This window comes from Celeribacter halophilus, assembly GCF_018860305.1.
Lineage (GTDB): Bacteria > Pseudomonadota > Alphaproteobacteria > Rhodobacterales > Rhodobacteraceae > Celeribacter > Celeribacter halophilus_A.
This window is the reverse complement of the sequence record NZ_JAHKPE010000031.1, coordinates 819,129-843,472: the sequence shown is the minus strand read 5'-3', so window position 1 is coordinate 843,472 and position 24,344 is coordinate 819,129. Positions and strand designations below refer to the sequence as shown.

The following is a 24,344-nucleotide window of genomic DNA, read 5'->3' as shown; positions in this document are numbered from 1 at the left end:
ACAGAGTTAGTGCGATTTCACCTCTTCGACAGGTCCGCCGTGCATTTTCCACGCTGTAAACCCGCCCGCCACATGGGCCACATTCGCAAAGCCCATCTGCACACAGGTCTGGGTCGCAAGAGCCGACCGCCACGCCGAGGCGCAATAAAACACGAATTTCTTGTCCTCACCGAACACGGGTTTGTAATACGGGCTTTCAGGATCAATCCAGAACTCCAGCATCCCGCGCGGACAGTGGAACGCACCGGGAATGCGCCCCTCCCGCTCCAACTCGCGCCGGTCCCTGAGATCGACAAAGCGGATGCTGTCGTCTTGAAGTAGGGCAATGGCGCTTTCTGTCGGGATCGTCTCGATCACCTCATGGGCCGCCGCGAGCAGGTCTTTGTAATTTTTGAGCATGGAGTCCTCCCGTTTTGAGGGAGAGTTAACCTGTTTGCGGATTGGAGGGCAATGGGGCCTTTAAATAGACTTGTCTGCGATTTTCCTCTCCAGATCCCGGACTAGAATCTGATTATGTTTCATAATGTCAGCGTACAAAGGAGAGTCGGGCTTGTCGTACATAGGTATGTCCACATGACCTTCTCTTAGATGCTTTTCTGGTTTCGTGCCATTTCGGGCATAATCAAAAAGATGCCCGACTAGGGCATGAAACATGCACCATTCAGAGGCGTGTTGTGCTCTATAGCGATCATTCGCAAGAATGTGCCTGTCAGAAATCAAACTGGTTAGCCTAGCAAAATAGACCTGATGAGATGAGAGGAGACGCGCAAACCAAAGTTGTGTTTCAGGGTCATTTTCATTTTCGATGCAGTCTTTCAGAATGCCCATAACCTCACTAGGGATTAAAAGAGATTTTTCTACTTCACGGGCATTGGACGGATTGTTCAGAAATGCATTGTCGCGCAGAGAATAATCAATGCCACGCTTGGATAAATCAATCAAACTACTCAATGCCATGGGCAAAGAAGCACGAGAGGCAAAGAGGCGCTGTTCTCGTTGCTTTTCTCCATTCCAGACCACTGTCGCGAAAGCCACAGCAGAAGCCAAAAGCGATGCCAATGCGGTTAGAATGTAAGTACCGTATTTGGTGAGATCATCGCTTAAATCGGCCTCAAGAAACCAAAACAATCCCATTGCGGCAATGAAGCCGACAAAAATGCCAAAAGGAAAATTTTTAAGAAACTCAAACCACTTAAGCATATGAAATCTCGATGTTTCCTATTTCTGAATGACCCCCCACAAATCATACTCCCCAGCCTCATCCACTTCCACAGTCACCAGCTCTCCAACGGACAGCCCTTCGGTCCCCTCGTCGATAAACAGGTTCCCATCGATCTCCGGCGCATCCGCCTTGGTGCGGCAGGTGGCGATGCCGTCTTCGTCGATGTCGTCCACGATCACTTGCTGCACCGTGCTGACTTTGGCTTCCAGTTTGGCTTCGGAAATCGCCTGTGCTTTCTCCATGAACCGGTCCCAGCGCTCTTGTTTCAGTTCAGCGGGGACGTGATCGGGCAGGGCGTTCGAGCGCGCGCCGTCCACGTTTTCATATTGGAAGCAGCCGACGCGATCCAGTTGCGCTTCGTCCATCCAGTCGAGAAGATACTGGAATTCCTCTTCCGTTTCGCCGGGGTAGCCGACAATGAAGGTCGAGCGCAGCGTGATGTCGGGGCAGATGTCGCGCCATGCTTTGATCTCGTCGAGCACCTTGGCCGAGGCCGCCGGACGCGCCATGCGTTTGAGCGTGGCGGGGTGGGCGTGCTGGAACGGGATGTCAAGATAGGGCAGCACCGCGTTTGATGTGTCGGCCATGAGCGGGATGAGGTCACGCACATGGGGGTAGGGGTAGACGTAGTGCAGTCGCACCCAGAGATCATCAGCGGGGGCCAGCCGGCCCAACTCGCGCGACAGATCGGTGATGTGGCTGCGGATCTCCTCGCCCTTCCAGTCGTGGGTAGAGTAGCGCCGGTCCAGCCCGTAGGCGGAGGTGTCCTGCGAGATCACCAGCAATTCCTTGACGCCGGCTTGCACGAGTTTCTCGGCCTCGCGCAGCACCGCATGGGCGGGGCGGCTTGCCAGTTTCCCCCGCATGTCAGGGATGATGCAGAATTTGCAGGCGTGGTTGCAGCCCTCGGAAATCTTGAGGTAGCTGAAATGGCGCGGTGTGAGTTTGACGCCGGAGGCGGGCAGGAGGTCCACGAAAGGATCCGGCGCGGGCGGCACGGCCCCGTGCACGGCGTCGAGCACTTGTTCGTATTGATGCGGGCCGGTGACGGCCAGAACCTTGGGGTGGACGCCGGTGATGTAATCCGGCTCCGCGCCCAGACATCCGGTGACGATCACCTTGCCGTTTTCCTGCAAGGCTTCGCCAATGGCCTCAAGGCTCTCGGCCTTGGCTGAGTCCAGAAAGCCGCAGGTGTTCACCACCACCGCATCCGCGCCCGCGTAATCGGCGCTGATCTGGTAGCCCTCGGCGCGCAGGCGCGTCAGGATGCGTTCGCTGTCCACCAGAGCTTTGGGGCATCCGAGCGACACCATGCCGATGGTCGGCTGGTCGTTACGGGGATTGGCGTTGAAAACCGGCTGGGGCGCGAGGTCGGGGCGGAGGTTTGGCGGGTTCTGGCTCATTGGCGCGATATACTCCGAAAGACGGGTTCGGAAAAGACGCTTTCGTGTGGCTGCACAGTCTCTGTGCGTGGCTTTGTGATACGGAATGCGCGAAATTCGGGTAAGTTACAGAAGAATATTGCACAAATCAGGTTGCCCCATGCTCAAGAACACAGCCACCCGCTATGGCGCCATTGCGCGCTTTTTCCACTGGTCCGTCGCGGTTTTGATTCTCTTTAACATCGTATTGGGGTTGGTCGGGGAGAACACCGTCCGCACCGCCGACACGGCGGGATGGTTGCAAACGCTCTATTCCGTTCACAAAACCATCGGCATCACCGTGTTCGCGCTTGCCGTGCTGCGGGTGGTTTGGGCGGTGAGCCAGCCGAAGCCGGTGCCGGTTCATCCGGAGCGCAAGGCGGAGACCTTTCTGGCCGAGATGATCCACTGGATGCTCTACGGCGCGATTCTCGTCATGCCCCTGTCGGGCTGGGTGATGCATGCGGCGGAAAGCGGGTTCGCGCCGATCCTCTGGCCGTTCGGACAGGGGCTGCCCTTTGTGCCGAAGTCGGAGGGCGTGGCGCATATGGCCGGAGCAGTGCATGGTCTTGCGGCTCGGGTGATTTATGTCGCGGTTGCGCTGCATGTGGCGGGGGCGCTGAAACATGCGGTGATCGACAAGGATGGCGTGCTGGCGCGGATGCTCAAAGGCGTAGAGGCGGGCAGGCCGGACGCGGCACATGTCGCCTTGTGGCCTGCTTTGACCGGATTGGTGATCTGGGTCGCTGTCGTGGCGGTGCCTTTTGTTGCCCCTGTCCCCGAGAGGGCTGAGGGGGCCGCAGTGCCAGTTGAACAGGCGCAGCTTGCCTCTGATCTGCCTGTCTGGCGTGTGGAGGATGGCAGTCTCACGATTTCCGTGCAGCAGATGGGCGCGGCGGTCGAAGGGCGGTTTGACAACTGGTCGGCGGCCATCGCCTATGATGAGGTGAGTGGAACAGGCGAGGTGACGGTGACGATCGACACAACCTCTTTGACGCTGGGCGCAGTGACGGATCAGGCCAAGGGGCCGGAGTTCTTCGACACGGAGAATTTCAGCACGGCGCAGTTCAAGGGCGAGATTTCGCGTGTTGAGGACGCGGCGCATGAGTCGGTGGGGATGCTCACGCTGGTGGGACATGAGGTGCCGGTGACCCTCGCCTTTAATCTGGAGATAGAGGGGGAGGGCGCACGAATGACGGGCTCGACCGTTCTGGATCGTCGGGATTTCGACATGGGCGCAGGTTATGAGGATGAAAGCACCGTAGGCTTTGCGGTGGTGGTTGAAACAAGCCTGACCGCGACACGCCAATAATATTGCAAATTGTCAAAAAGAAAGGCCGCCGGAGGTGATCCGGCGGCCCTTTTGTTCGATTTGTGCAGGTTTTATTCGGCCACGGTGGCCTCGATCGAGATCTCGATCTCGACTTCATCGGAGACATAAGGCGCGAATTGCCCCATGTCGAAGTCGGAGCGTAACACTGACAACTCGCCCTCAAACCCGACCCAAGGCTTGTTCATCATCGGATGGTCGCCCTTCTGGTTCAACTCGGCTTCGATCACGACGGATTTGGTGATGCCGTTGATGGTCAGATCGCCGGTGATTTCGCCCTCGTCGTCATCGGTGACTTTGATGGCCGTGGATTTGAACGAGATCGTCGGGTTTTCTTCAGCGCCAAAGAAATCCGCGCCAAGGAAATGCGCGGTGCGCTCGGTCCAGCCTGTGTAGAGGCTGTCGGTCGGGAAGGAGACCTCGACAGAAGAGTTCGCAGGTTCGGCCTCGTCGAACATGATTGTGCCGTCAAAGCCGGAGAACATGCCGGTGGTGGTCGAGTAGCCGAGATGCTCATAGGTGAACACGATCTGGCTATGGGACGGGTCCAGCACATATTTGACCGGCTCGGCACTTGCAGCGGTTGCCCCCAGAACGAGAGCAGTGGAGAGCAGAAGATGTTTCATGATGTCAAAGCCTTCTTTGGCATGAATGTTGAAGATGGAGTGAGGCTAGCGACTGCTGGCGGGTGGGCATAGTCTACAAGGTTAAACAGATTTTGTGCGTGGGCAAACAGAGCCTTGCGGAAAACCGCCGGAACTGTGCGCAATCCTGTCCGTGTCGCGCTTGCTTAGGCCTGTGTCCTCTTGGGACAGAAAAAGCCGCCCATCTGCTTTTGAGGGGCGGCTTTTGTCATTTTGTGGTGCAGTTGTCGCGCCTTAGCGGCGGCGGTCGCGGCGGGACGACATCGGCTGGAAGGCCACGCCGACATGGGCCTCGCAATAGGGTTTGCCCGGTTGCGAGGGTAGACCGCAGAACCAGAAGTCATCGGTCGCAGGATCTCCGACAGGCCATTTGCAGGTCTTCTCGGTGAGTTCCATCACGGACAGTTTCTTCGCCTTTTTCTCGACTTCGCTCACCTTCGCCAGTGCTTCGGCGGGGATTTCATTGAGCGACGGCTGCGGAGGCAGGGGCTGACCGGCCGGAATGATCGCGCGACGGGCGGGGCTCATCGGGCGGGGAGCCGTCGGCACCGAGGCCTCGGCGGGCTTCGGAGCAGACTGGGCTGCGGGCTTGGGCTTGGCCTCGACCTTGGGTTTCGGCGCCGGTTTGGCCTTTGGCTGCGCAGCCGGTTTGGCGGCTCCGCCGGACCCCGCACGGTTCGACAGGCCCAGACGGTGGACCTTGCCGATCACCGCATTGCGCGTCACGCCGCCAAGTTCTTTGGCGATTTGCGAGGCGGATTGACCTTCGCCCCACATTTTCTTCAACAGTTCGACGCGCTCATCGGTCCAGGACATCGTGTTTCCTTCGGTTGTCTGTTGATCCGGGCTGGCCCCGGACCATGATCACCCTCGCACAGGCCATTTGCGGTCTGTTTTGCCAAGGCATGCTTGAGAATTTCCTCTAGCCCCTATTTTAAGCACTACGCTTGCGGTTACAAGCGGTGGTGCGGGAAAACAGAGAAGTTCTCCCACAAGAAGCAGAAGCCTTTATAGCAAGGCGAAGAGGGGATGAAAATGGCTCAATATGAAAACCGGCCCGGAGTGCGGCGCTTCGGTCGCGTCAACTGGCTCGGGCTATACACTCTCGTGATGCGTGAAATCTACCGGTTCCTGACCGTGTGGACACAGACTCTTCTGGCGCCTCTGGTGACGGCAGGTCTGTTCCTGACGATTTTCACCCTGGCCATCGGTCCCTCGCGCGGAGACATCATGGGCGTGCCCTTTGTGCATTTTCTGGCGCCGGGCATCCTGACTATGACGGTGATCCAGAACGCTTTTGCCAATACATCCTCGTCGATCATGATCTCGAAAGTGCAGGGCAATATCGTCGACACGCTGATGCCGCCCTTGTCGCCCGCCGAGCTTGTGATCGGTTATCTCTCAGGCGGTGTTGCGCGCGGGATGGTTGTGGCTGTGGCGATCTGGACCGTGATGGCGGTTTTCGTCGGCTTGCCGCTGCATCATCCGCTCTTTGCGATTGCCTTTGTGCTTCTGGGCGCGCTTTTCATCGGTGGACTTGGAGTTCTGGCCGGTATCGTCAGTCAGAAGTTCGACCATATGGCTGCGATCACGAATTTCATCATCACGCCTTTGTCCTTTCTGTCGGGAACATTCTATTCCGTCGAGACCCTGCCGCAGTGGTTCAAGGTGCTGACGCACATGAACCCCGTGTTCTATCTGATCGACGGTGTGCGCTACGGGGTTATCGGAACCTCGGACAGTTCGCCGTGGTTGGGCCTCGTGGTGATGGGGGCTGTGACCGCCGCTGTGGTTTTTGTCGACTGGGTGTTCTTCAAACGCGGCACGAAGCTGAAGTCCTGAGGCGTGAAACGTACATTTGATCTAGGGTAAGCGCGCGAAATATGTGGGTGTGATCCGGCCTACAATCATAAGTATTGTTGCATGGGGGTATTTTTTCTCTAAAGTTGTCTTATTGGTGGCCTTTGGAGACAGAAATGGTGCAGCGCACACTTGATGCCGTATATCGGTACAATGGCTCACTTCTGAATTCAGAAGGTCTCTTGGATACGATGTTGGTGAGTTCGTTTGCGGGGCCCTCATCTGGCACGCTTGATGTGGATGATAGTGATGGTGACAAGGATTGGGACGCATCCGAAACGGCGACATGGAATGACGAAGAGGCCACGTTAATCGGCAGCGGCGAGGCGAGCGTCAGCGTTTCGATTTTAGGAATACCATTGTCGTTTTCATCCTCTGTCCCGTTCAATGCGTGGGAGGTCAATGGCGCGACCTATATTGAATACACGGATGGAGAGCCGGCTGCGTTGCTGGACGGGCTCTTGTCCGAAGCCCTTGATATTCCTGCGTTGCGCTTTTGGGGAGTGGATCGCCTTGTCTCGATAATTGAGCGGAATGCGATTCTGGATTTCGATCTGACCAACCAAAACGAGATTGATTTGCCTGTCTGTTTTGCCAAAGGCACGAAAATCCGGACGCCCTTTGGGTGGGTGCCGATCGAAGACATCATGGCCGGAGATCTGGTGTCAACGCAAGATCACGGGGCGCAACCGGTGCGCTGGGTCGGTCATGCGAGTGTTGCGGCCGAAGGTGTGTTTGCTCCTGTAGAGATCGCTGCGGGGGTGTTGGGGAATGATCGTAAACTCATACTGTCACAACAGCATCGCGTGTTGCATCGCAGCCCCCAAGCCCAGCTTTTGTTCGGAACGCAAGAAATGCTTGTGGCAGCCAAATTCCTTGTGGATGGGACGTCGGTGTGTTTGAGAGAGGGCGGGTTCGTCACATATTATCACCTGCTGTTCAGTCAGCATGAGTTGGTATTTTCGGAAGGGATTGCAACAGAGAGTTTTCACCCCGGAGATATGGCGGATCGTGCTTTGACACGCGCGGAACGCAATGAAATTTATGCGATTTTTCCGGAACTGAAACAGAGTTTTTCGGGCTATGGGACTATGGCGCGCAGAGCGGTGAAAAGTTTTGAGGCGAAAGTTCTGAAAGAAAGCGCGGTTCTTTAGCGGCGCCCTTGCTGGCGAAAGGGGAGGCTGGTTCCCTGTCTTTTATGAGCCAAACTCTTGCCAGATTTAAGCGTTATACAGTGTGGAACTTTCTTTCATGGGTTTGTCATGCTGTTCAGATTTCTTGCAAATGTTGTGCTCGCGTGCTGTGCGTTTTCCCTGCCATCTCATGCCGCCGACAGCCTGCCGTCCGAACTGGACAGTGCGGATCGTCGCGCCGAGTTGATCGGTTGGGAGGGCGTCGGACGTCTGGATATGGCGGGCAAGGGCACTTGCACCGGCGCGCTTATTGCTTCCGATCTGGTGTTAACCGCGGCGCATTGTGTTGTGGGTGACGACAACACGCCGGTTGCGCCGGAGAATATCCTGTTTCGAGCCGGTCTGCGGCATGGCGACTATGTCGCGGCCTCGCGAGGCATCGCCGTGGCGGTCACGCCGGGATATGACATGACGGCAAAACGCGGGCCTGCGCAGATCCGTCGCGATGTGGCGCTGATCAAGCTGGCCTCGCCCATTGCCCGCGCCCAAGCCGCACCCTTTGCTGTGCATCGAAGCTCGAAACCCAATGGCGAGTTGATGGTGGCCTCTTACGGGAGAGGACGGAATTCCGTTCTGTCGATCCAGCGCACTTGTCATGTTCTGGACTTTGCCCAAGACATCTACACATTTGATTGCGACATCACCTATGGCTCCTCCGGCGCGCCGGTGTTTGCCTATGACGGTGTGCGCCCTGCAATCGTGTCTGTGGTGTCTTCGATTGGACAGCGTGAGGGAAAATCTCTGGGCTTCGGCATGGCTCTGACGGATCGGGTAGAGGCGCTCAAGAGACAAATCGCGCTCGGTGCGCCCCAGACGGTTGTAAAACCGGCGGTGGTCAAGCGCATTACCGTTGGAACATCGCGCGGGACTTCGGCGGGAAATTCCAAGTTTCTGCGTCCCTAGCCGCGCATTCTGCGTCTTCGGCTTTGCCCGGCGTGGTCAAGTTGATATGGGAAAGGCTCCGATAGCAAGTGAGCCGCCATGTTTGAATTTGATACTGCAGACCTCCCCCCCTTTGTGCAAACGCTTCTGGATTATGCCGAACAGGGCAAGGACCTCGCGCTCGGCTGGTTGCTCAGCCCCGCCGCATGGTCGCAATTCGCGCTTTTGGTGGTGGCTTATCTGGCCGCACGTTTCGTTGCCAAACGCTTTGTGCCAAAGCTGGAGGCGTTGTTGCTGCCTCCGAAAGAGGCCGGCGGGATCATTGCCGAGGCGCGGCGTTTTGTAACGATCTTCTTCCCGCTCTCACTGGCTCTTCTGGCCTATCTCTTCACCGGCATCGGGGAAAGCGTGACACGCTCGCTTTTCGGCTCCGGTGCGGTGATTGCCTTGGGCAAGCGGGTGTTCTTGTTGTTGGCGGCGCAGGCCTTGGTGAAAACCATCATCAAGGACAGCTTCCTCAAGCTGCTGGGCAAATATGTGCTTTTGCCTGCTATGGTCCTTTATGTGCTCGGCCTTTTGGGGCCAGTCGAGGCAAAACTTGCGGCGACGGAGATCGGTGCGGGGAATATCCGCTTTTCTCTGATGTCACTGGTGCGCGGGTTGATTGCGGGGGCTGTGCTGTTCTGGCTCGGGCGCTGGTCCACGGGACAGTCGCGCCAGTATATCGGCAAGCAGGAAGAGTTGCGCCCCGCCACCCGTGAACTGGCGATGAAGGCCGCCGAGATATTGATCTTCGGCGCGAGCTTTCTGTTGCTGATGAATATCATGGGGATCAACCTGTCCACCCTTGCGGTGCTCGGAGGGGCCATTGGCGTCGGGCTTGGCTTTGGTCTGCAAAAGATCGCCTCGAACTTTATCTCCGGTGTCATTTTGCTGCTCGAAGGTCAGGCCACCGTGGGCGATTATGTCGAGCTTGACGGAGGTGAGGCGGGGACCATTGTCAAGATGACGGCGCGGGCGGCCATTCTTGAGACTTATGACGGCAAATGGATCGTGGTGCCCAATGAGGATTTCATCACCACCCGCGTGGTGAATTATTCCGACAGCGGCTCCGCCAACCGCTACGAGGCGCCGTTCTCGGTGTCCTATGACACGGACATCAACAAGGTGCCCGAGATCATCGAAGAGGCCGTGGGCAAGCTCGACTTTGTGCTCACCGAGCCGGACGGGCCGGATTGTGAGTTGCGCGGGTTCGGCGACAGTGGCGTGGATTTCTGTGTCGAATTCTGGGTGAACGGCATTGATGACGGTAAGAACAAATTCACACCTCACGTGCTTTTTGCGATCTGGAATGCGCTCAAGGCCCATGACATCGAAATCCCCTATCCGCATCGGGTTATCGAGATCAAAGGGCAGGGGCGTTTGGAAAACCTTTGACATTGCGGGTCGTTTGCCCGTAAAGCGCGGGTATGAACAAGACCCGCGCATATGTCCCCGAGTCCCGACGTCTCCGATAAACCGGTTCCGACGTACGTTCGTCTGTGTCCAAGGCGTGTTGCCTGCGGCACAAAATGCGCCAAACCGGCGCAACCTTTAGAAAAATACCCCCCTAACCGTTGACAGGCCCACTGGCTTTCGCCACCCATGAGGCCTCTCGTTTCCTGAGGAACCAAACCGATGATTTCTTCCGTTCTGCCGACCTATAACCGGGCTCCACTGTCCTTCGTCAAAGGCGAAGGCTCCTGGCTGATCGAGGCGGGAGGTCGACGCTATCTCGATTTGGGCGCGGGCATCGCGGTGAACACGCTGGGACATGCCAATCCCGAACTGGCCGAGGTGTTGAAGGCGCAGGCCGACACGCTCTGGCATGTGTCCAACCTCTACAGGATTCCGGCCCAAGAGGCGCTCGCGGACAAGCTGACCGAACTGACCTTTGCGGACACCTGTTTCTTCACCAATTCCGGCACAGAGGCCGCTGAGCTGGCGATCAAGATGGCGCGTAAATACTGGTATGACAAAGGTCTGCCGGAGAAATACGAGATCATCACCTTCGAGGGCTGTTTCCACGGTCGCTCCACCGCAGCGATTGCGGCATCGGGCGCGGAGAAGATGGTCAAGGGGTTCGGCCCCGCTCTCGAAGGTTTCGTGCATTTGCCCTTTGGCGAATGGGAGGATCTGGCCGCGCATGTGACCGAAAACACTGCTGCGATCATGATCGAGCCGGTGCAGGGCGAGGGCGGTATCCGCGTCGTGCCTGACGAGGTGCTCAAAACCATGCGCCAGATCGCGGATGAAAAGGGCTGCCTGCTGATTTTTGACGAGGTGCAATGTGGCGTTGCGCGCACGGGCAAGCTGTTCGCCCATGAATATGCGGGTGTGACACCGGACATCATGATGATCGCCAAAGGGATAGGTGGGGGCTTCCCTCTCGGGGGTGTATTGGCCACGGAAGAGGCCGCCAGCGGCATGACCGCCGGCACCCACGGCTCCACCTATGGCGGCAACCCTCTGGGCTGTGCGATTGGTTTGAAGGTGCTGGAAATCGTCTCCGACCCTGCTTTCCTCGCCGAGGTGAACCGCAAGGCAGGGATGTTGCGCCAAAAGCTCGAAGGTCTTGTGGCCGATCATCCCGACCTGTTTGAAGGGGTGCGCGGCGAGGGGTTGATGCTTGGGCTGAAGTGCAAGACATCCCCTGCGGACCTCGTGGCCAACGGCTATGAGCAGGGCGTGCTCACCGTGCCGGCCCATGACAACGTGGTGCGGCTTTTGCCCGCGCTGAACATTTCTGACGAAGATATCACCGAAGCGGTTGCACGGATTGACGCCGCCGCAACTGCCCTTGAAAGCTAAGAGCCAGACATATGAAGCATTTTCTCGACATCCATACCACCGACGCCAAAGACCTGCACAGGATCATTGAAACCGCGAAGCTGACCAAGAACGCGCGCCATGACAAGCCGAAGGCCGCGCTGGATGCGGAATTGCCTTTGAAGGACAAGATGGTCGCGCTGATTTTTGAAAAACCGTCGACGCGGACCCGCGTGTCCTTTGATGTTGGCGTGCGCCAGATGGGCGGTCAGACCATGGTGCTTTCGGGCGCGGATATGCAGCTCGGGCACGGCGAGACCATTGCCGACACGGCCCGCGTGCTGTCGCGCTATGTCGATATGATCATGATCCGGACCTTCGAGGAGCAGACGCTTCTGGAGATGGCGGATTACGCCTCCGTGCCTGTGATCAACGGGCTGACCAACCGGACCCATCCCTGTCAGATCATGGCCGACATTCTCACCTTTGAGGAGCATCGCGGCCCGATCAAAGGCAAAAAGGTGGTGTGGCTGGGGGACGGCAACAATGTTTGCGCCTCTTTCATCCACGCCGCTGGCCAGTTCGGTTTTGACCTGACGTTTGCAGGGCCTGCACCTTTGGATCCCGAGATGGAGTTCGTGGAAGAGGCGCGCGCGAAGGGCTCGAATATCGAGATCACGCGTGATGCAGAGGAAGCGGTCAAAGGGGCGGATCTCGTCGTGACCGACACTTGGGTGTCGATGCATGATCCGGCCTCCGCGCGGGAACGTCGCCACAACCAACTGCGCCCTTACCGTGTGGATCGCAAGCTGATGGCGCAAGCCAATCCGGATGCTTTGTTCATGCACTGTCTTCCGGCGCATCGCGGTGACGAGGTGACAAACAATGTCATGGACGGGCCGCAATCGGTCATTTTCGACGAGGCGGAAAACCGTCTGCACGCGCAGAAAGCTATCATGCGCTGGTGTGTCGAGTAACCCATGTTTCGGGGCGCGCCGGTGGTGCGTTCCCATTCATGATTGCAATGAAAAAGGCGCCTTGAGGGGCGCCTTTCCTATATTCCGGAAAACAGGTTGGGCCTTAGCTGACCAAATGTGACAGGACCCAGAACACAGCCGCCGACAAGGTTGCGGCGGCGGGCACCGTGATCACCCAAGCGGCCACAATGGTCATGAAGTGGCTGCGGCGGACCAGTTTGCGGCGGTGGCGTTCTTCGGCGGCGATGCGGACATCCTTCTTTTTGCGCATGGTCTCGTCGAGGCGTTTCTCGTGATACCATTCGCGAAAGAACCCCACGCCAAAGACGCCGCCCACAGCGATATGGGTCGAGGAGACCGGCAGGCCGAGCCAGCTTGCCACGATCACCGTGATGGCGGCAGAGAGCGCCACGCAATAGGCACGCATCGGGTTGAGTTTGGTGATCTGGCTGCCGACCATGCGGATGAGCTTCGGGCCGAACAGGATCAGGCCAAAGGAAATCCCGAATGCGCCGATGATCATGACCCAGTGAGGAATGTTCACCTTGCCCGCGAATTCGCCGAAGGCATTGGCATGAACGATTGCGGCCAGCGGCCCGACCGCATTGGCAACATCATTGGCCCCGTGGGCAAAGGACAAAAGCGCGGCGGAAATCACCAGAGGCAGGCCGAAAAGCGTCTTGAGCGATTTGTTACGGTTCTCCAGCCCTTCGGATTGGCGGCGCACCAGCGGGGCGGAGATGACATAGGACAGCGCCCCGATAATCGTTCCGAGCACGAGCGCCGAGAGAATGTCGATCTGGATGATTTTCTTGAGGCCCTTGATCGCAAGATAGGCGGAGAAGGCCCCCATCATGATGCCGATCAGAACGGGAACCCAGCGGCGGGCGGCTTCGATCTTGTCGGCCTGATAGATGATCTTGGTCTTGATGAACCACAGAAAGCCCGCAGCGACCAGACCACCAAGCAGGGGCGAGATCACCCAGCTTGCGGCAATTGCGCTCATGGAGGCCCAGTTTACAGAGCCAAACCCTGCCGCGGCAATCCCTGCGCCCATAACGCCGCCCACGACTGAATGGGTGGTGGAGACCGGCGCACCGATCCATGTGGCGAGGTTGACCCACAGGGCCGAAGACAAAAGCGCGGCCATCATTGCCCAGATGAAGGTTTGGGTGTCGGCCATGGCTGTGGGGTCGATAATGCCCTTGGAAATGGTCGAAACCACATCCCCGCCTGCCAGAAGCGCACCGGCGCTTTCGCAGAGCGCGGCAATGACAATCGCACCGCCCATGGTCAGGGCGTTGGCACCGACGGCGGGGGCCATGTTGTTGGCCACGTCATTCGCGCCGATATTGATCGCCATATAGGCGCCTAGAGCGGCGGCGGCGATGACAAGGGCGGAACCGGGCTGGCCGCCAAAGATCAGGGCGACGAACAGACCTGTCACGATGATAAAGGCCAGCGCAACGCCAAGTCCGACCATAGGGCGCGCGACGTGGAATGTGGCCAGTTCGACCTGACTGATGCGGTTCAGGTCCTTGTCGAGCGTCTTCCAACGCTTCGTGTGCTCTTCCTTTTCCGACATCGTCGCTCTGGCCCGTCATGAATCTGTTAAAAACGGCGCAGCGCTACCGTGCCCGGCCTTGCAATGCAAGCCTTTCACAGTCGTCGGGTGCCAAGGTGTGGCTCAGAAGTCCAGAAGCAGATCCCGCAACTCCGGTTCGGCAACCAGTGCGGCGGCCTGTTTGGGAGACATCCAGCTCCGTTTGCGTTGGAGTTTTTCGGGGTAGTCGTCTTCGAGATGGTCCACCTCGATCGGGTAGACGGTCGCGGCCACCGGAGCGGGCAAGCCGTTGTCGAGCTTTTTCACATAGTGATACAGACCCAGCGGCTTGTCTTTCACCCGCGCAGGTTTCACGCCCGCCTCTTCCCAGGCTTCCTGAGCGGCTGTGCCCGCGCCATCGAGGCCCTTGATCGGCCAGCCTTTCGGGATGATCCAGCGTCCTGTGTCACGCGAGGTGATGAGTAGGACTTCCTTGCCCTTTTTGCCCAAGCGCCAACACAGCGCAGCCGTCTGAACGCGGTCCGGCCGGCGGAGTAGAGGGTCGAAAACGCCCTCCCAAGCGGATTTGAATAGGGTAACCATGAACCAGATATGTGCCTGTTTTTGTCTATATTGCGTATATACATAAGGCATCAGTGCCGAAATTGCAAGGTGTCGGGTGAAATGCGCCGGTTTGCATTTTTCACCCGCTCTTGCCTTGTGCGGCTTTTGCCATAGGTTTACCGGTAACATCCAATCGTTAAAATCGCGTTACCTTTGAGAGCAAGGAGCTTGTCAGCATATGTCTGGAGTCAATTCACAGGCCCGTATCGGGTTGGTCGGGCTTGGTGTGATGGGGGCCAACCTGTCGCTCAATATCGCGGAAAAGGGTTTTCCTGTTGCAGTGTTCAACCGCACAGGCTCCGTCACCGATGATTTCGTCGCCTCCGCCGGAGCGTTGCGCGACAAGCTCGTGCCTGCGAAAACCTACGAAGACCTCGTGGCTGCGCTCACAACGCCGCGTGCGGTGATTATTATGGTGCAAGCGGGCGGTCCCGTGGATGCGGTGATCGATGCGCTCACGCCTTTGCTGGACGAAGGCGACATGATCATTGACGCGGGCAATGCCGATTTTCACGACACGCGCCGACGGGAATCCGCCTTGCGGGCGAAGGGGCTGAATTTCATCGGCATGGGCGTGTCCGGCGGCGAAGAAGGGGCGCGGCATGGCCCTTCGATCATGGTGGGCGGCAATCCGGCCTCCTATGAGACGATCCGCGATATTATCGAAGCCATTTCCGCCAAACATGACGGAGACCCTTGTGCGGCGCATTTCGGGCCTGACGGGGCGGGGCATTTCGTCAAGACGGTGCACAACGGTATCGAATATGCCGATATGCAGATGATTGCCGAGATTTACGGCCTCTTGCGGGATGGAGCGCACAAGGCTCCTGCGGAGATCGGCGCTTTGTTCGAATGCTGGGACAAAGGACCGCTCAAGTCCTACCTTGTGGAGATTTCCGCAAAGGTGCTTCAGGCGATTGACCCTGGCACGGGCAAGCCGATGGTGGATGTGATCGTGGACAGGGCGGGGCAAAAGGGCACCGGACGCTGGACGGCAATCGAGGCGCTGACCTTGGGCCAGTCGCCTTCGACCATTGAGGCCGCTGTGGCTGCGCGTTCGTGGTCTTCGGCAAAGGATGCGCGTCTGGCCGGTGCCGATATTTTCGGTTCAGAGCCGGTGTCGGGGCTGACCCTGCCGACGGAGCCGGATTTCGAATCCGCGCTGTTGGTGGCAAAGCTGGTGGCTTACGATCAGGGGTTCAAACTGCTGAAAGCCGCGTCGGATCACTACGACTGGGGGCTTGATCTGGCCCGTGCGGCGGAGGTCTGGCGCGAGGGCTGTATCATCCGCTCGGCGCTTCTGGATGATATGGCCTCGGCGATCCGGTCGGGTCTTCCGCAAGAGCAACTGATCTTCAGTGCCGACTTCGTGGCGCTGGTCAAAAACGGGCTTCCGGCGCTTCGGCGTGTTGTCGGCTATGCGTCGGCTTCCGGTCTGCCCGTTCCGGCCCTGTCCAATGCGCTGGCCTATTTCGACACAATGCGGCAGGCGCGCGGCACCACCGATCTCATTCAGGCGCAGCGTGACTTCTTCGGCGCGCACGGGTTCGAGCGCACAGACGGCGGAGCGGGCCATCACGGACCGTGGGGCAGCGGCGCGCTGTAAGGTAAGAAGTGGCGCTCTCTTGGACCTCTTCTGGATCACAGGGAGCGCGGTCAGCCCGCCGACGCGCTACGTCCCCCGCCGTTTTGCGCGGAGTGTCGGATCGGCTTCGGTCGGGTCTTCGGGCCACGGGTGTCTCGGATAGCGGCCGCGCATATCCTTGCGCACATCCGCATAAGAGGTCTTCCAGAAATTCGGCAGGTCCATCGTGACCTGAACGGGGCGCTGGGCGGGAGAAGTCAGAACCACCTTGAGCGGCACATGGTTCGGCCCGACCGTGGGATGGCGTGTGGTGCCGAAAAATTCCTGCAACCGTCCGGTCACTTCGGGATGCTCGCCGGAATAATCAATCGGCAGCTTGCGCCCGACAGGGCTTTCAAACGATCCGGGCACCTCGCGGTCGAGGCGCTGCATCTGGTCCCAGTCGAGCATGGCGCGCAGGGCCTCGGTGATGTCGAGCGCGCGCAACTGGGCTTCGGTCTTCGCGCCCTTGAGATAGGGCAGGAGCCAGTCTTCCAGCGTCTCCAGAAGCGCGTCCTCCGACATATCCGGATAGTCCGCCCCCATCAGGCGCACCCGCGCCGCAAAGCGCTTCGCCGCCGCGCTCCACGGCAGTCCGATCAGGCGCAGCCCGACCAAGGCGCCACGGGCAATTGCCTCTGCAGGCGCGTCTTTCCATTGCCGGTCATCCAGAACCAGCGCACCGAACATTTCCCGTCGCCGCGCTGTGACACGGCGTTCGCGCTTGTCCCAGTCACAGATTTCGACCCAGTGGATCTGGTCGCCATAGAGACCACGCAATTCGCTTTCGCTGATCTGGGCGGCCTGCCGGATCCGTGCATCCCGCGCGGCCCCGTCTGTATCCGTCACCACGATGAGACGCGCGCCTGCCAGATCGTCAGTTTCGGGCATCACCGCCCCTTTGCCTCCGGAGAGAAGGTAGCGGGGCTGGTCGCCCGGACGGCGCAATCCGATGCGGTCGGGATAGGCCAGCGCGGCCATCTCGCCAAGGCTCAGGGGCGGCGCATCCGGCAATCCTTTGCGCAGGCGCTTGGCCTCCTGTTTGATCCGTTCAAGCGTGCCGCGATCGGCATTGCCCGGCGAGGTCAACGCGCGTATCCGCAAGATCAAATCCACGCCCGCGCCGCGCAAGGGGTCGCGTTCGTTCAAGAGTGCGGCCAAATCTGCCGCCTGAGCCCCCGCAGTTTGCAGCATATGTGCAAGTCGTGGGTGAAGCGGTTTTGTGGCGAGCGCCTTGCCATGCGTCGTGATCCGCCCGTCAGCCTCCAGCGCGCCGAGGTTTTCAAGCAGGCTGCGCGCCTCGGACAGCGGACCGGCGGGCGGCGGGGTCAGGAAGGCGAGATCACTCTCCGATGCGCCCCAAAGCGCCAGTTCCAACGCCAGCCCCGTAAGATCGGCGGTCTCGATTTCGGCGGGTGCAAAGGCGGGCAGGGCGCCTTCTTCGCCCTTGGTCCAGAGCCGGTAGCATATCCCTGTTGAGACACGCCCCGCGCGGCCACGCCGCTGTTCGGCTTCGGCTTTCGAGGCCCGCTCCGTGACCAGCCGCGACATGCCGGAGGCCGGATCGAACCGTGCCCGCCGCGCCCGTCCGGCATCCACCACGATGCGGATGTCCTCAATGGTCAGGGAAGTTTCGGCAATCGACGTGGCCAGAACGATCTTGCGTCCGCTCTGTGTCGGCGCAATGGCGGCGCGCTGGTCGGCGAATTTCATGGCGCCGAACAGGGGGCGGATGGCGCAGTCTGCGGGCACGCGCCCTTCAAGAAGGGACTGCACGCGGCGGATTTCGCCTTCGCCGGGCAGGAACACAAGCGCGGAGCCTTCGGCCTCGGACACGGCTTTCACGACGAGATCGGCGGTGGCCTGCTCAAGGCGCTGTTTCTTGGGCACCGGCGCGTCGAGCCAGCGGGTCTCCACGGGAAAGGCTCGGCCCTCCGAGCGAATCACGGGGGCGTTGTCCAGCAAGGCGGCCACGGGGGCGGCGTCCAGCGTGGCGGACATGACCACCAGCGCCAAATCGTCGCGCAGCGCCTGACGGACCTCCCAAGTGAGCGCCAGCCCGAGATCGGCGTTGAGGCTGCGTTCGTGGAATTCGTCAAAGATGACTGCGCCAATGCCGGAAAGCTCGGGATCGGTTTGCAACATGCGGGTCAGAATGCCTTCGGTCACCACTTCGATGCGGGTGGCTTTCGACAGTTTGGCCTCGCCCCGAATGCGGTAGCCCACCGTCTCGCCCGCCTTCTCGCCCAGCGTTTGTGCCATGCGTTCGGCGGCGGTGCGGGCCGCAAGCCGTCGGGGCTCCAGCATGACGATCTTGCCTTTGATGACGGGCAAAAGCGCCAAGGGTACACGGGTGGTTTTCCCCGCGCCGGGAGGGGCCATGAGAACGGCGCGGCCTTCGGCTTGAAGGGCGGTTGTCAGGGCGTCGAGAACGTCATCAATGGGCAGGCGTGGTGTGAACATGGGCCACTTATGGGCCAAACGCCGCGCCGCGAAAAGGGGCGCGTTGAGGCAAAGCGCCACGCAAAACGATGTGCCGAAGGGGTGGACAACGCCGGTCTCTCGGGGGAAACCTGTGTCTCAGGGAAGGGCGGCAATTTTTTTTGAGTGTGCCGGAAGACTGTCAATGGAAATGAAACAACTTGCAGAAGATGTCATCGCCGGAAACCGCCGTGCGCTGGCGCGGGCGATCACCCTTGTGGAAAGTGGTCGGGACGATCACAGGGCGCAGGCGATCGAATTGATGGAGCTGATCGGAAAATCCGGTCGTCAGGCGCTCCGGATCGGGCTGTCAGGCACGCCGGGGGTCGGGAAATCCACCTTTATCGAGAGCTTCGGCATGATGCTCATCAAAGAAGGCCTCAAGGTGGCTGTTCTGGCGGTGGACCCGTCCTCCTCGCGCTCGGGGGGCTCTATTCTGGGTGACAAGACGCGGATGGAGCTGCTCTCGCGGGAGAAAAATGCCTTTATCCGTCCGTCTCCGGCGAAATCCGAACTGGGCGGTGTGGCGCGGCGCACGCGCGAGGCTGTGGGGCTTTGCGAAGCGGCGGGCTATGATCTGATCCTGATCGAGACGGTCGGTGTGGGGCAATCCGAAACCGTGGTCTCCGAGATGTCGGACCTGTTTTTGCTTTTGCTGGCGCCTGCGGGGGGCGACGAGTTGCAGGGGGTGAAGCGTGGCATCATGGAGATGGCCGACCTGATTCTGGTGAACAAGGCAGATGGTGATCTCAAATCGGCCGCCCAACGCACGTGTGCCGATTATGCCGGTGCGCTGCGGCTGATCCGCAAACGTCCGCAAGACCCGAAAGAATTTCCCAAGGCGATGACGGTCTCTGCCATCGAGGACAGGGGCTTGCGTGAGGCATGGGAAGAGATGAACACGCTGACGGACTGGCGCCGCGTCCACGGGTTCTTTGACAAGCGCCGTTCGGAACAGGCGGAATACTGGTTCGGGCAGGACATCCGGCACGGGCTTTTGTCCCAGCTTGAGAAAGAGCCGCTGAAATCCATGATCGCGGAACTGGCCCATCAGGTGGCGCAAGGGGAGATCACGCCGGGACATGCGGCGGCCGATGTGCTCAAGGCGCTTCAACAAGGTTGAGCGTTGTCGCGAGAAGGGCTTGACGATTCTCCCGTGATCGCCTATGCACCGCAAACTGAATTTCGGGCGCGGCTTCAGGGCTGTGTCCTTTTCTGTTGGAAAACGGTCTTTTCCTGTCACTCTTGCTGCTTTTCGGACTTGCGTCCGTGGCGGGGGTGCGTAAAAGAGGGCCGATCAAGACAGAATATGAGTCTTTTAAACTGCGAGAGCCTAGCTTTCGAAAGTAGAAACGAGGATGAACCCATGTCGCGTCGTTGCGAACTGACCGGTAAAGGCCCGATGACTGGCAACAATGTCAGCCACGCCAAAAACAGAACCCGCCGCCGTTTCCTTCCGAACCTCAACGATGTGACGCTGATTTCGGAATCCCTCGGCCGTTCTTTCAAACTGCGGATTTCCGCCGCTGCCCTGCGCTCCGTTGACCACCGTGGTGGTCTGGACGCCTTCCTTGCGAAAGCAAAGGATGATGAGCTGTCGGATAACGCTCTGAAAATCAAGAAAGAGATCGCAAAAGCGCAGGCTGCTGCGTAATCCTTTCGGATTTCTGATTGGGAAGCCCCCGCGAAGTTTCATCTTCGCGGGGGTTTTCTCATGTCTGCGACGGCGTGCGACAGATGTGCCGCAGGTCTCACGGCATTCCCCCTCTTTCTTTTCGCGCGTGCTTCGCTAAACTGCGCTCTGCAATGTCAGTCACCCGCACGATAAACGCCCTTGTGGTCGCACTTTTGCTTGTCGTCACGTCCCAGTCCATGGCCGTGGCGCGGGGCACGATGCGCGATGCCACAGGTGCGGTGGTGATCTGCACTGGCACAGGACCGCTTACCGTTCTGACGGATGCGGATGGTCAACCGGTCGGACCGGCGCATATTTGTCCCGATTGCGCCCTGTCCGTGATCGCGGGGTTGGCGGAGGCATTCGACCTGCTCCCGCCTGCGCAGCGTGTGTTGCAAGTGACCCCGCTGGTTCTGAACCCTCCTGTGCATGACACGGTCCCGCCGCGGCCCCGTGCGCGTGCGCCGCCTTTGGTCTGAGTTCTTCCCCTTCCAAGACACTCAAAGACCACAAGGATATGACATGACTTTCAAGACCACGCTTCTGGCCGGACTGACCGCCTGTGCTTTCGCCCTGCCTGCTTTCGCTGACATCACCATCGAAGACGCCTATGCCCGCTCTTCCGGTATGATGGCCAAGGCCGGTGCTGCCTTCTTCACCATCCATAACAGCGGCGATGAAGACGATCAGCTGATCGACGCCACTTCCGACATTGCGAAAGTGACCGAGCTGCACACCCATAAAGACATGGGCGATGGCGTCATGAAGATGCTGCATGTGCCCGAAGGCTTTACCGTTCCCGCCCACGGGATGCATGCGCTGGCGCGTGGCGGCGATCATGTGATGTTCATGGGGCTTTTGAAGCCGATGAACCAAGGTGATATCGTCACCGTGACCCTGACTTTCGAGAAAGCCGGCGATATCACCGTTGAAATTCCGGTGGATCTGGAACGCAAGGAGATGGACATGCCGATGGAGCATGACCATAGCCAAGAGCATAAACACGACTAATTCTTGCTCTGATCCGGTTTCGAAAGGCATGTGCTCCGGCGCGTGCCTTTTTTCTTGCGCAGATCGCAAAAGCCTTGGAAGATGCTGTGGAGCGAGGCGGGAAATTTTGGCCCGTGTCGCGCTTTTCTTGACAATTGAAGAGACAGATCATGCTGAGCGTTTATACGTTGCCGGAGGCTTTCTCGCCTGCCGAATGTGATGCGATCATTTTGCTGGCCCGTGAGGAAAAGCTGGCGGATGCGGGGCTTGTGAAGAACCGTTCCGACCATAACCTGCGCCGCGCCGATTTGGCGTGGCTCGACGAGCGCGCGGGCGGGGCGTGGATCATGGAACGGATCATGAAACTCGTCGCCGAGGCCAACCGCATTTGTTTCGATTTTGCTCTGACGGAATTTGGAGAAAGTCCGCAAGTCGCCCGCTATGGCGCGGAGCGTGAGGGGCATTTCACATGGCATTCCGACATTGGCGAGGGGGCCTTGGCGTCGCGGCGCAAGCTGACGATGGTGGTGCAACTGTCCGACGGGGGTGATTACGAAGGCGGCGCGCTGGAGCTGCAACCCGATGCGAATATCCGGCAAGCCGACCGCGCCAAAGGCTCTGCGGTGTTGTTCCCGTCCTTCGTGCTGCACCGAGTCACCCCCGTGACTGCCGGTGAGCGCTATTCCCTGTCAACCTGGGTGCATGGTCCGGCGTTTCGATGAGTATTTTTGGCACAAAGGACACAAAGGAAATGGCCCTTCGGGCGCTCAGGCGTTTTGAGATGCGAGAATATCCGTGACCCAAGCAGGCACGATGCGGGTTGCAGGTCCTTCATGCACCTCGTCAAAACGCGCGCCGGAGGCTTCGAGATTGAGCTCCACTGTGCGAATGCCGAGTTGCTGCGCCATTTGGCTGAAACCTGCAGCGGGGTAGACCACGCCGGATGTGCCGATGGCGACAAAGAGATCACTGTCTTCCAGCGCGGTCTGGATCGCGTCCATGTGGTAGGGGATTTCACCGAACCAGACGATATCCGGTCGGGTGGCGGTGGTGCCGCAGGCGGGGCAGGGGTCTGTGACATGCATCTCCATCGGCGCGGGCCAGCGATGGCCGCAGGCGGCGCACATCGCGCCTTTCAAAGCGCCGTGCATATGGATGACCCCCTGTGCGCCCGCGCGTTCCAATAGGTCGTCCACATTCTGCGTGACCAGATAGACCGCCCCGTCATACTCCGCCTGTAAACGCGCAAGCGCCTGATGCGCGGCATTGGGTTCGGCCTCGGCCGCTTGCGCGCGCCGCATGTTGTAGAAACGCTGCACCAGTTCCGGATTGCGGGCAAAGGCTTCGGGCGTGGCCACGTCCTCGACGCGGTGATCTTCCCAAAGCCCGTCCTCGGCGCGAAAGGTTTTCAATCCGCTTTCGGCTGACAGGCCCGCGCCGGAAAGAATGAAAATACCGCCTGACATCTGCGCCTCCTGTGTCTTGGTGTGTTTTGCGCCTGTGTGCATCCTGCGCACGGCAGTTTCACCCTGCCTCGCGTTGCGTGGGCGGGCAAGAGGTTTGGCGGATTTGGGTGGGCATCATGGCAGCATGCCCGCCGTCAGCCGTGTGCCGGCTCTGGCGGGGTGTTTGGGCAGATAGGGGAGGGACTCAGCCGCAATATTGCGCGGCGGTTTCGCCGAAGGTCTTGTAGCGTTTCCAGAAGGCCTCATGGCTGGCATTGTCCGACTGGCGAATATCCTGCGCCTTTTGCGGGTTCTTGAAGAATTTCGCCGCCTGACGCTGATCCTTGTTGGAGAGGGTCAGATCGGCCGCCTGCTGGATGCAGCCGCACAGCGAGCGGTTGTTGGCGGCGCGGTCAGATGATAGACAGGCCCGCTCGATTGCACCGGCCGAGGCGCTCATCGGGGACAGGGTCGCAGTTGCGGTGGCCGCAATGGTGGCGAATGCCATTAGGGATTTCTTCATGTTTCTGCCTCTCGATCCAATGGGTGGCCCCGTCTTTTGTGCTCTCGCACCCGCAGGGTCCACGGTTTTGGTGAATATTGCGCTAAGAATGCCTGAGTCTGGGACGCGAGGCAATTGTGGAGTTTGTAATCGGGTGGGATGGGCGGAGGGTTGCCCAACAGTTAGAGAAATAGCATTTTGTTATTGTATTTTTGAGGTGCTCCAATGGCGAAATATATATTTTTCATTGATGAGAGTGGCGATCAGGATTTGGAGCGCTTTCGCGCAGGAATATCGACCAAAGGGTCTGAGCCCTTCTTGGTGTTTGGCGGTGCGCTTATTGTGGCATCGGAAAGAGAAAGCTTAGAGGAGCAGTTACAAGCCATACAAGAGCGCATTGGTAAAAACACATTGCATTGTTCCGACTTGAATCATTTGCAGCGATCCTTCTATGCGCGTTCGGCCAAAAATATGCACTTTCTCGCTTTTGGTGCGGTGTCAAAAAAAGCAACAGTGGGCGGTTACAAACGCGAGATTGAAGGTCCGCAGCAGGCTGAATGGTATTACAACAAATGTGCTCAATATCTTTTGGAGCGCATTGCAGAATTTGCAAAGGTTAATGAGATCAAGCCTGAAGATATTCGCATCGTATTTGAGAAAAAGGGTAAACATAATTACGAGCAATTGCGCAATTTTATATCAACGATAAGATCTGACCCGGCACCAAAGTATGAAAGCTCAAAAGTCTTGCGGCACATTGATCCTCGAATGATTGAGGCCGTCGCAAAACATGATGACCGTTTGCTATGTCTTGCTGACTTGGTTGCTCACGCAATATTTGTAAGCCTTTCGGAAACGAAAACGAATTTTGGCATACCTGAGCAAAGGTATTTTCGAGAGATAAAGCCAAAGTTTTGGTGTGACCCTCAAACCGGACGGATCGCGAATTGGGGGATTAAGTTTATAAAGGGGCCTGTTGAAATGGAGTTGAGGGGTGAGACAATGCGGATGGTCAATAAGCTCTACAAGCCCAACGAAGCATTAATTAAAAAATAGGGATTGATTGCTACGCTTTCGTTGCTTTCTCTTGCCATTCCCCCCCTTTCCCCGCATAGAACTCAGC

General features: G+C 58.7%; 24 protein-coding genes. 14 read left to right on the top strand and 10 right to left on the bottom strand.

Features of this window, described 5'->3' with window-relative positions; translation table 11 throughout:
• Positions 1-6 precede the first annotated feature (6 nt).
• The 3 genes from KO492_RS15965 to rimO are packed head-to-tail and all read right to left on the bottom strand — an operon-like array spanning position 7 to position 2,625.
• Positions 7-399 carry a rhodanese-like domain-containing protein gene (locus KO492_RS15965; RefSeq protein ID WP_216045834.1) on the bottom strand — a complete coding sequence of 131 codons (393 nt, stop codon included), beginning with the start codon at positions 397-399 and terminating at the stop codon, positions 7-9.
• 60 nt (positions 400-459) lie between these two features.
• Positions 460-1,200 carry a hypothetical protein gene (locus tag KO492_RS15960; RefSeq protein ID WP_216045833.1) on the bottom strand — a complete coding sequence of 247 codons (741 nt, stop codon included), beginning with the start codon at positions 1,198-1,200 and terminating at the stop codon, positions 460-462.
• A gap of 18 nt (positions 1,201-1,218) precedes the next feature.
• Complete coding sequence (gene rimO / locus KO492_RS15955; RefSeq protein ID WP_216045832.1) at positions 1,219-2,625, bottom strand: 30S ribosomal protein S12 methylthiotransferase RimO; 1,407 nt, start codon at positions 2,623-2,625, stop codon at positions 1,219-1,221.
• A gap of 139 nt (positions 2,626-2,764) precedes the next feature.
• Here rimO and KO492_RS15950 point away from each other — a divergent pair, with 139 nt between their 5' ends.
• Positions 2,765-3,955: a cytochrome b/b6 domain-containing protein gene (locus tag KO492_RS15950; protein ID WP_216045831.1), complete on the top strand. Its 1,191-nt coding sequence runs from the start codon at positions 2,765-2,767 to the stop codon at positions 3,953-3,955.
• Positions 3,956-4,026: 71 nt separating this feature from the next.
• Here the strand turns inward: KO492_RS15950 and KO492_RS15945 are convergent, their stop codons facing one another.
• Together KO492_RS15945 and KO492_RS15940 are read right to left on the bottom strand one after the other, a co-directional pair.
• Positions 4,027-4,599 (bottom strand): YceI family protein, encoded by a 573-nt coding sequence (locus KO492_RS15945; protein WP_216045830.1) that lies wholly within the window; start codon positions 4,597-4,599, stop codon positions 4,027-4,029.
• 252 nt (positions 4,600-4,851) lie between these two features.
• Positions 4,852-5,433 carry a GcrA family cell cycle regulator gene (locus KO492_RS15940; RefSeq protein ID WP_216045829.1) on the bottom strand — a complete coding sequence of 194 codons (582 nt, stop codon included), beginning with the start codon at positions 5,431-5,433 and terminating at the stop codon, positions 4,852-4,854.
• 219 nt (positions 5,434-5,652) lie between these two features.
• On the opposite strand from KO492_RS15940, the gene KO492_RS15935 reads away from it, so the two are divergent.
• The 6 genes from KO492_RS15935 to argF all read left to right on the top strand — a co-directional run bounded on the left by KO492_RS15935 (position 5,653) and on the right by argF (position 12,337).
• Positions 5,653-6,459: an ABC transporter permease gene (locus KO492_RS15935; RefSeq protein ID WP_216045962.1), complete on the top strand. Its 807-nt coding sequence runs from the start codon at positions 5,653-5,655 to the stop codon at positions 6,457-6,459.
• Between the two features lie 209 nt (positions 6,460-6,668).
• The gene (locus tag KO492_RS15930) at positions 6,669-7,631 is read left to right on the top strand and encodes a Hint domain-containing protein (protein WP_216045828.1); all 963 of its coding nucleotides are present in this window, start codon (positions 6,669-6,671) and stop codon (positions 7,629-7,631) included.
• Positions 7,632-7,739: 108 nt separating this feature from the next.
• Positions 7,740-8,573 (top strand): trypsin-like serine peptidase, encoded by an 834-nt coding sequence (locus KO492_RS15925; RefSeq protein ID WP_216045827.1) that lies wholly within the window; start codon positions 7,740-7,742, stop codon positions 8,571-8,573.
• Between the two features lie 78 nt (positions 8,574-8,651).
• Positions 8,652-9,989 carry a mechanosensitive ion channel family protein gene (locus KO492_RS15920; protein WP_216045826.1) on the top strand — a complete coding sequence of 446 codons (1,338 nt, stop codon included), beginning with the start codon at positions 8,652-8,654 and terminating at the stop codon, positions 9,987-9,989.
• A 240-nt stretch (positions 9,990-10,229) separates the two neighbouring features.
• Positions 10,230-11,402, top strand: a complete 1,173-nt coding sequence (locus KO492_RS15915) for an aspartate aminotransferase family protein (protein WP_216045825.1) — start codon at positions 10,230-10,232, stop codon at positions 11,400-11,402.
• Between the two features lie 11 nt (positions 11,403-11,413).
• Positions 11,414-12,337: an ornithine carbamoyltransferase gene (gene argF / locus KO492_RS15910; protein WP_216045824.1), complete on the top strand. Its 924-nt coding sequence runs from the start codon at positions 11,414-11,416 to the stop codon at positions 12,335-12,337.
• 103 nt (positions 12,338-12,440) lie between these two features.
• Here the strand turns inward: argF and KO492_RS15905 are convergent, their stop codons facing one another.
• Positions 12,441-13,922, bottom strand: coding sequence for an inorganic phosphate transporter (locus tag KO492_RS15905; RefSeq protein WP_216045823.1), 1,482 nt, complete (start codon positions 13,920-13,922; stop codon positions 12,441-12,443).
• A 102-nt stretch (positions 13,923-14,024) separates the two neighbouring features.
• Positions 14,025-14,483: an NUDIX hydrolase gene (locus KO492_RS15900; protein ID WP_066599488.1), complete on the bottom strand. Its 459-nt coding sequence runs from the start codon at positions 14,481-14,483 to the stop codon at positions 14,025-14,027.
• A 199-nt stretch (positions 14,484-14,682) separates the two neighbouring features.
• Here KO492_RS15900 and gndA point away from each other — a divergent pair, with 199 nt between their 5' ends.
• Positions 14,683-16,110 (top strand): NADP-dependent phosphogluconate dehydrogenase, encoded by a 1,428-nt coding sequence (gene gndA, locus KO492_RS15895; protein WP_216045822.1) that lies wholly within the window; start codon positions 14,683-14,685, stop codon positions 16,108-16,110.
• A gap of 66 nt (positions 16,111-16,176) precedes the next feature.
• On the opposite strand, the gene hrpB is transcribed toward gndA, so the two are convergent.
• On the bottom strand, positions 16,177-18,591 hold the full coding sequence (hrpB, locus tag KO492_RS15890; protein ID WP_216045821.1) for an ATP-dependent helicase HrpB: 2,415 nt from the start codon (positions 18,589-18,591) through the stop codon (positions 16,177-16,179).
• 163 nt (positions 18,592-18,754) lie between these two features.
• Between hrpB and meaB the strand changes: the two genes are divergently transcribed.
• The 5 genes from meaB (at position 18,755) to KO492_RS15865 (ending at position 21,996) form a co-directional block, all read left to right on the top strand.
• Positions 18,755-19,732, top strand: a complete 978-nt coding sequence (gene meaB, locus KO492_RS15885; RefSeq protein ID WP_216045820.1) for a methylmalonyl Co-A mutase-associated GTPase MeaB — start codon at positions 18,755-18,757, stop codon at positions 19,730-19,732.
• 243 nt (positions 19,733-19,975) lie between these two features.
• Positions 19,976-20,263, top strand: a complete 288-nt coding sequence (gene rpmB / locus KO492_RS15880; RefSeq protein WP_066599481.1) for a 50S ribosomal protein L28 — start codon at positions 19,976-19,978, stop codon at positions 20,261-20,263.
• Between the two features lie 152 nt (positions 20,264-20,415).
• Positions 20,416-20,763 (top strand): DUF2946 family protein, encoded by a 348-nt coding sequence (locus KO492_RS15875; protein ID WP_216045819.1) that lies wholly within the window; start codon positions 20,416-20,418, stop codon positions 20,761-20,763.
• A 43-nt stretch (positions 20,764-20,806) separates the two neighbouring features.
• Positions 20,807-21,295, top strand: a complete 489-nt coding sequence (locus tag KO492_RS15870; protein ID WP_216045818.1) for a copper chaperone PCu(A)C — start codon at positions 20,807-20,809, stop codon at positions 21,293-21,295.
• A 149-nt stretch (positions 21,296-21,444) separates the two neighbouring features.
• Positions 21,445-21,996: a 2OG-Fe(II) oxygenase gene (locus KO492_RS15865; RefSeq protein ID WP_216045817.1), complete on the top strand. Its 552-nt coding sequence runs from the start codon at positions 21,445-21,447 to the stop codon at positions 21,994-21,996.
• Between the two features lie 45 nt (positions 21,997-22,041).
• Here the strand turns inward: KO492_RS15865 and KO492_RS15860 are convergent, their stop codons facing one another.
• Positions 22,042-22,740 (bottom strand): NAD-dependent deacylase, encoded by a 699-nt coding sequence (locus KO492_RS15860; protein ID WP_216045816.1) that lies wholly within the window; start codon positions 22,738-22,740, stop codon positions 22,042-22,044.
• 184 nt (positions 22,741-22,924) lie between these two features.
• Complete coding sequence (locus KO492_RS15855) at positions 22,925-23,242, bottom strand: hypothetical protein (RefSeq protein ID WP_216045815.1); 318 nt, start codon at positions 23,240-23,242, stop codon at positions 22,925-22,927.
• Positions 23,243-23,446: 204 nt separating this feature from the next.
• Here KO492_RS15855 and KO492_RS15850 point away from each other — a divergent pair, with 204 nt between their 5' ends.
• Positions 23,447-24,277: a DUF3800 domain-containing protein gene (locus KO492_RS15850; RefSeq protein WP_216045814.1), complete on the top strand. Its 831-nt coding sequence runs from the start codon at positions 23,447-23,449 to the stop codon at positions 24,275-24,277.
• Positions 24,278-24,344: the final 67 nt, after the last annotated feature.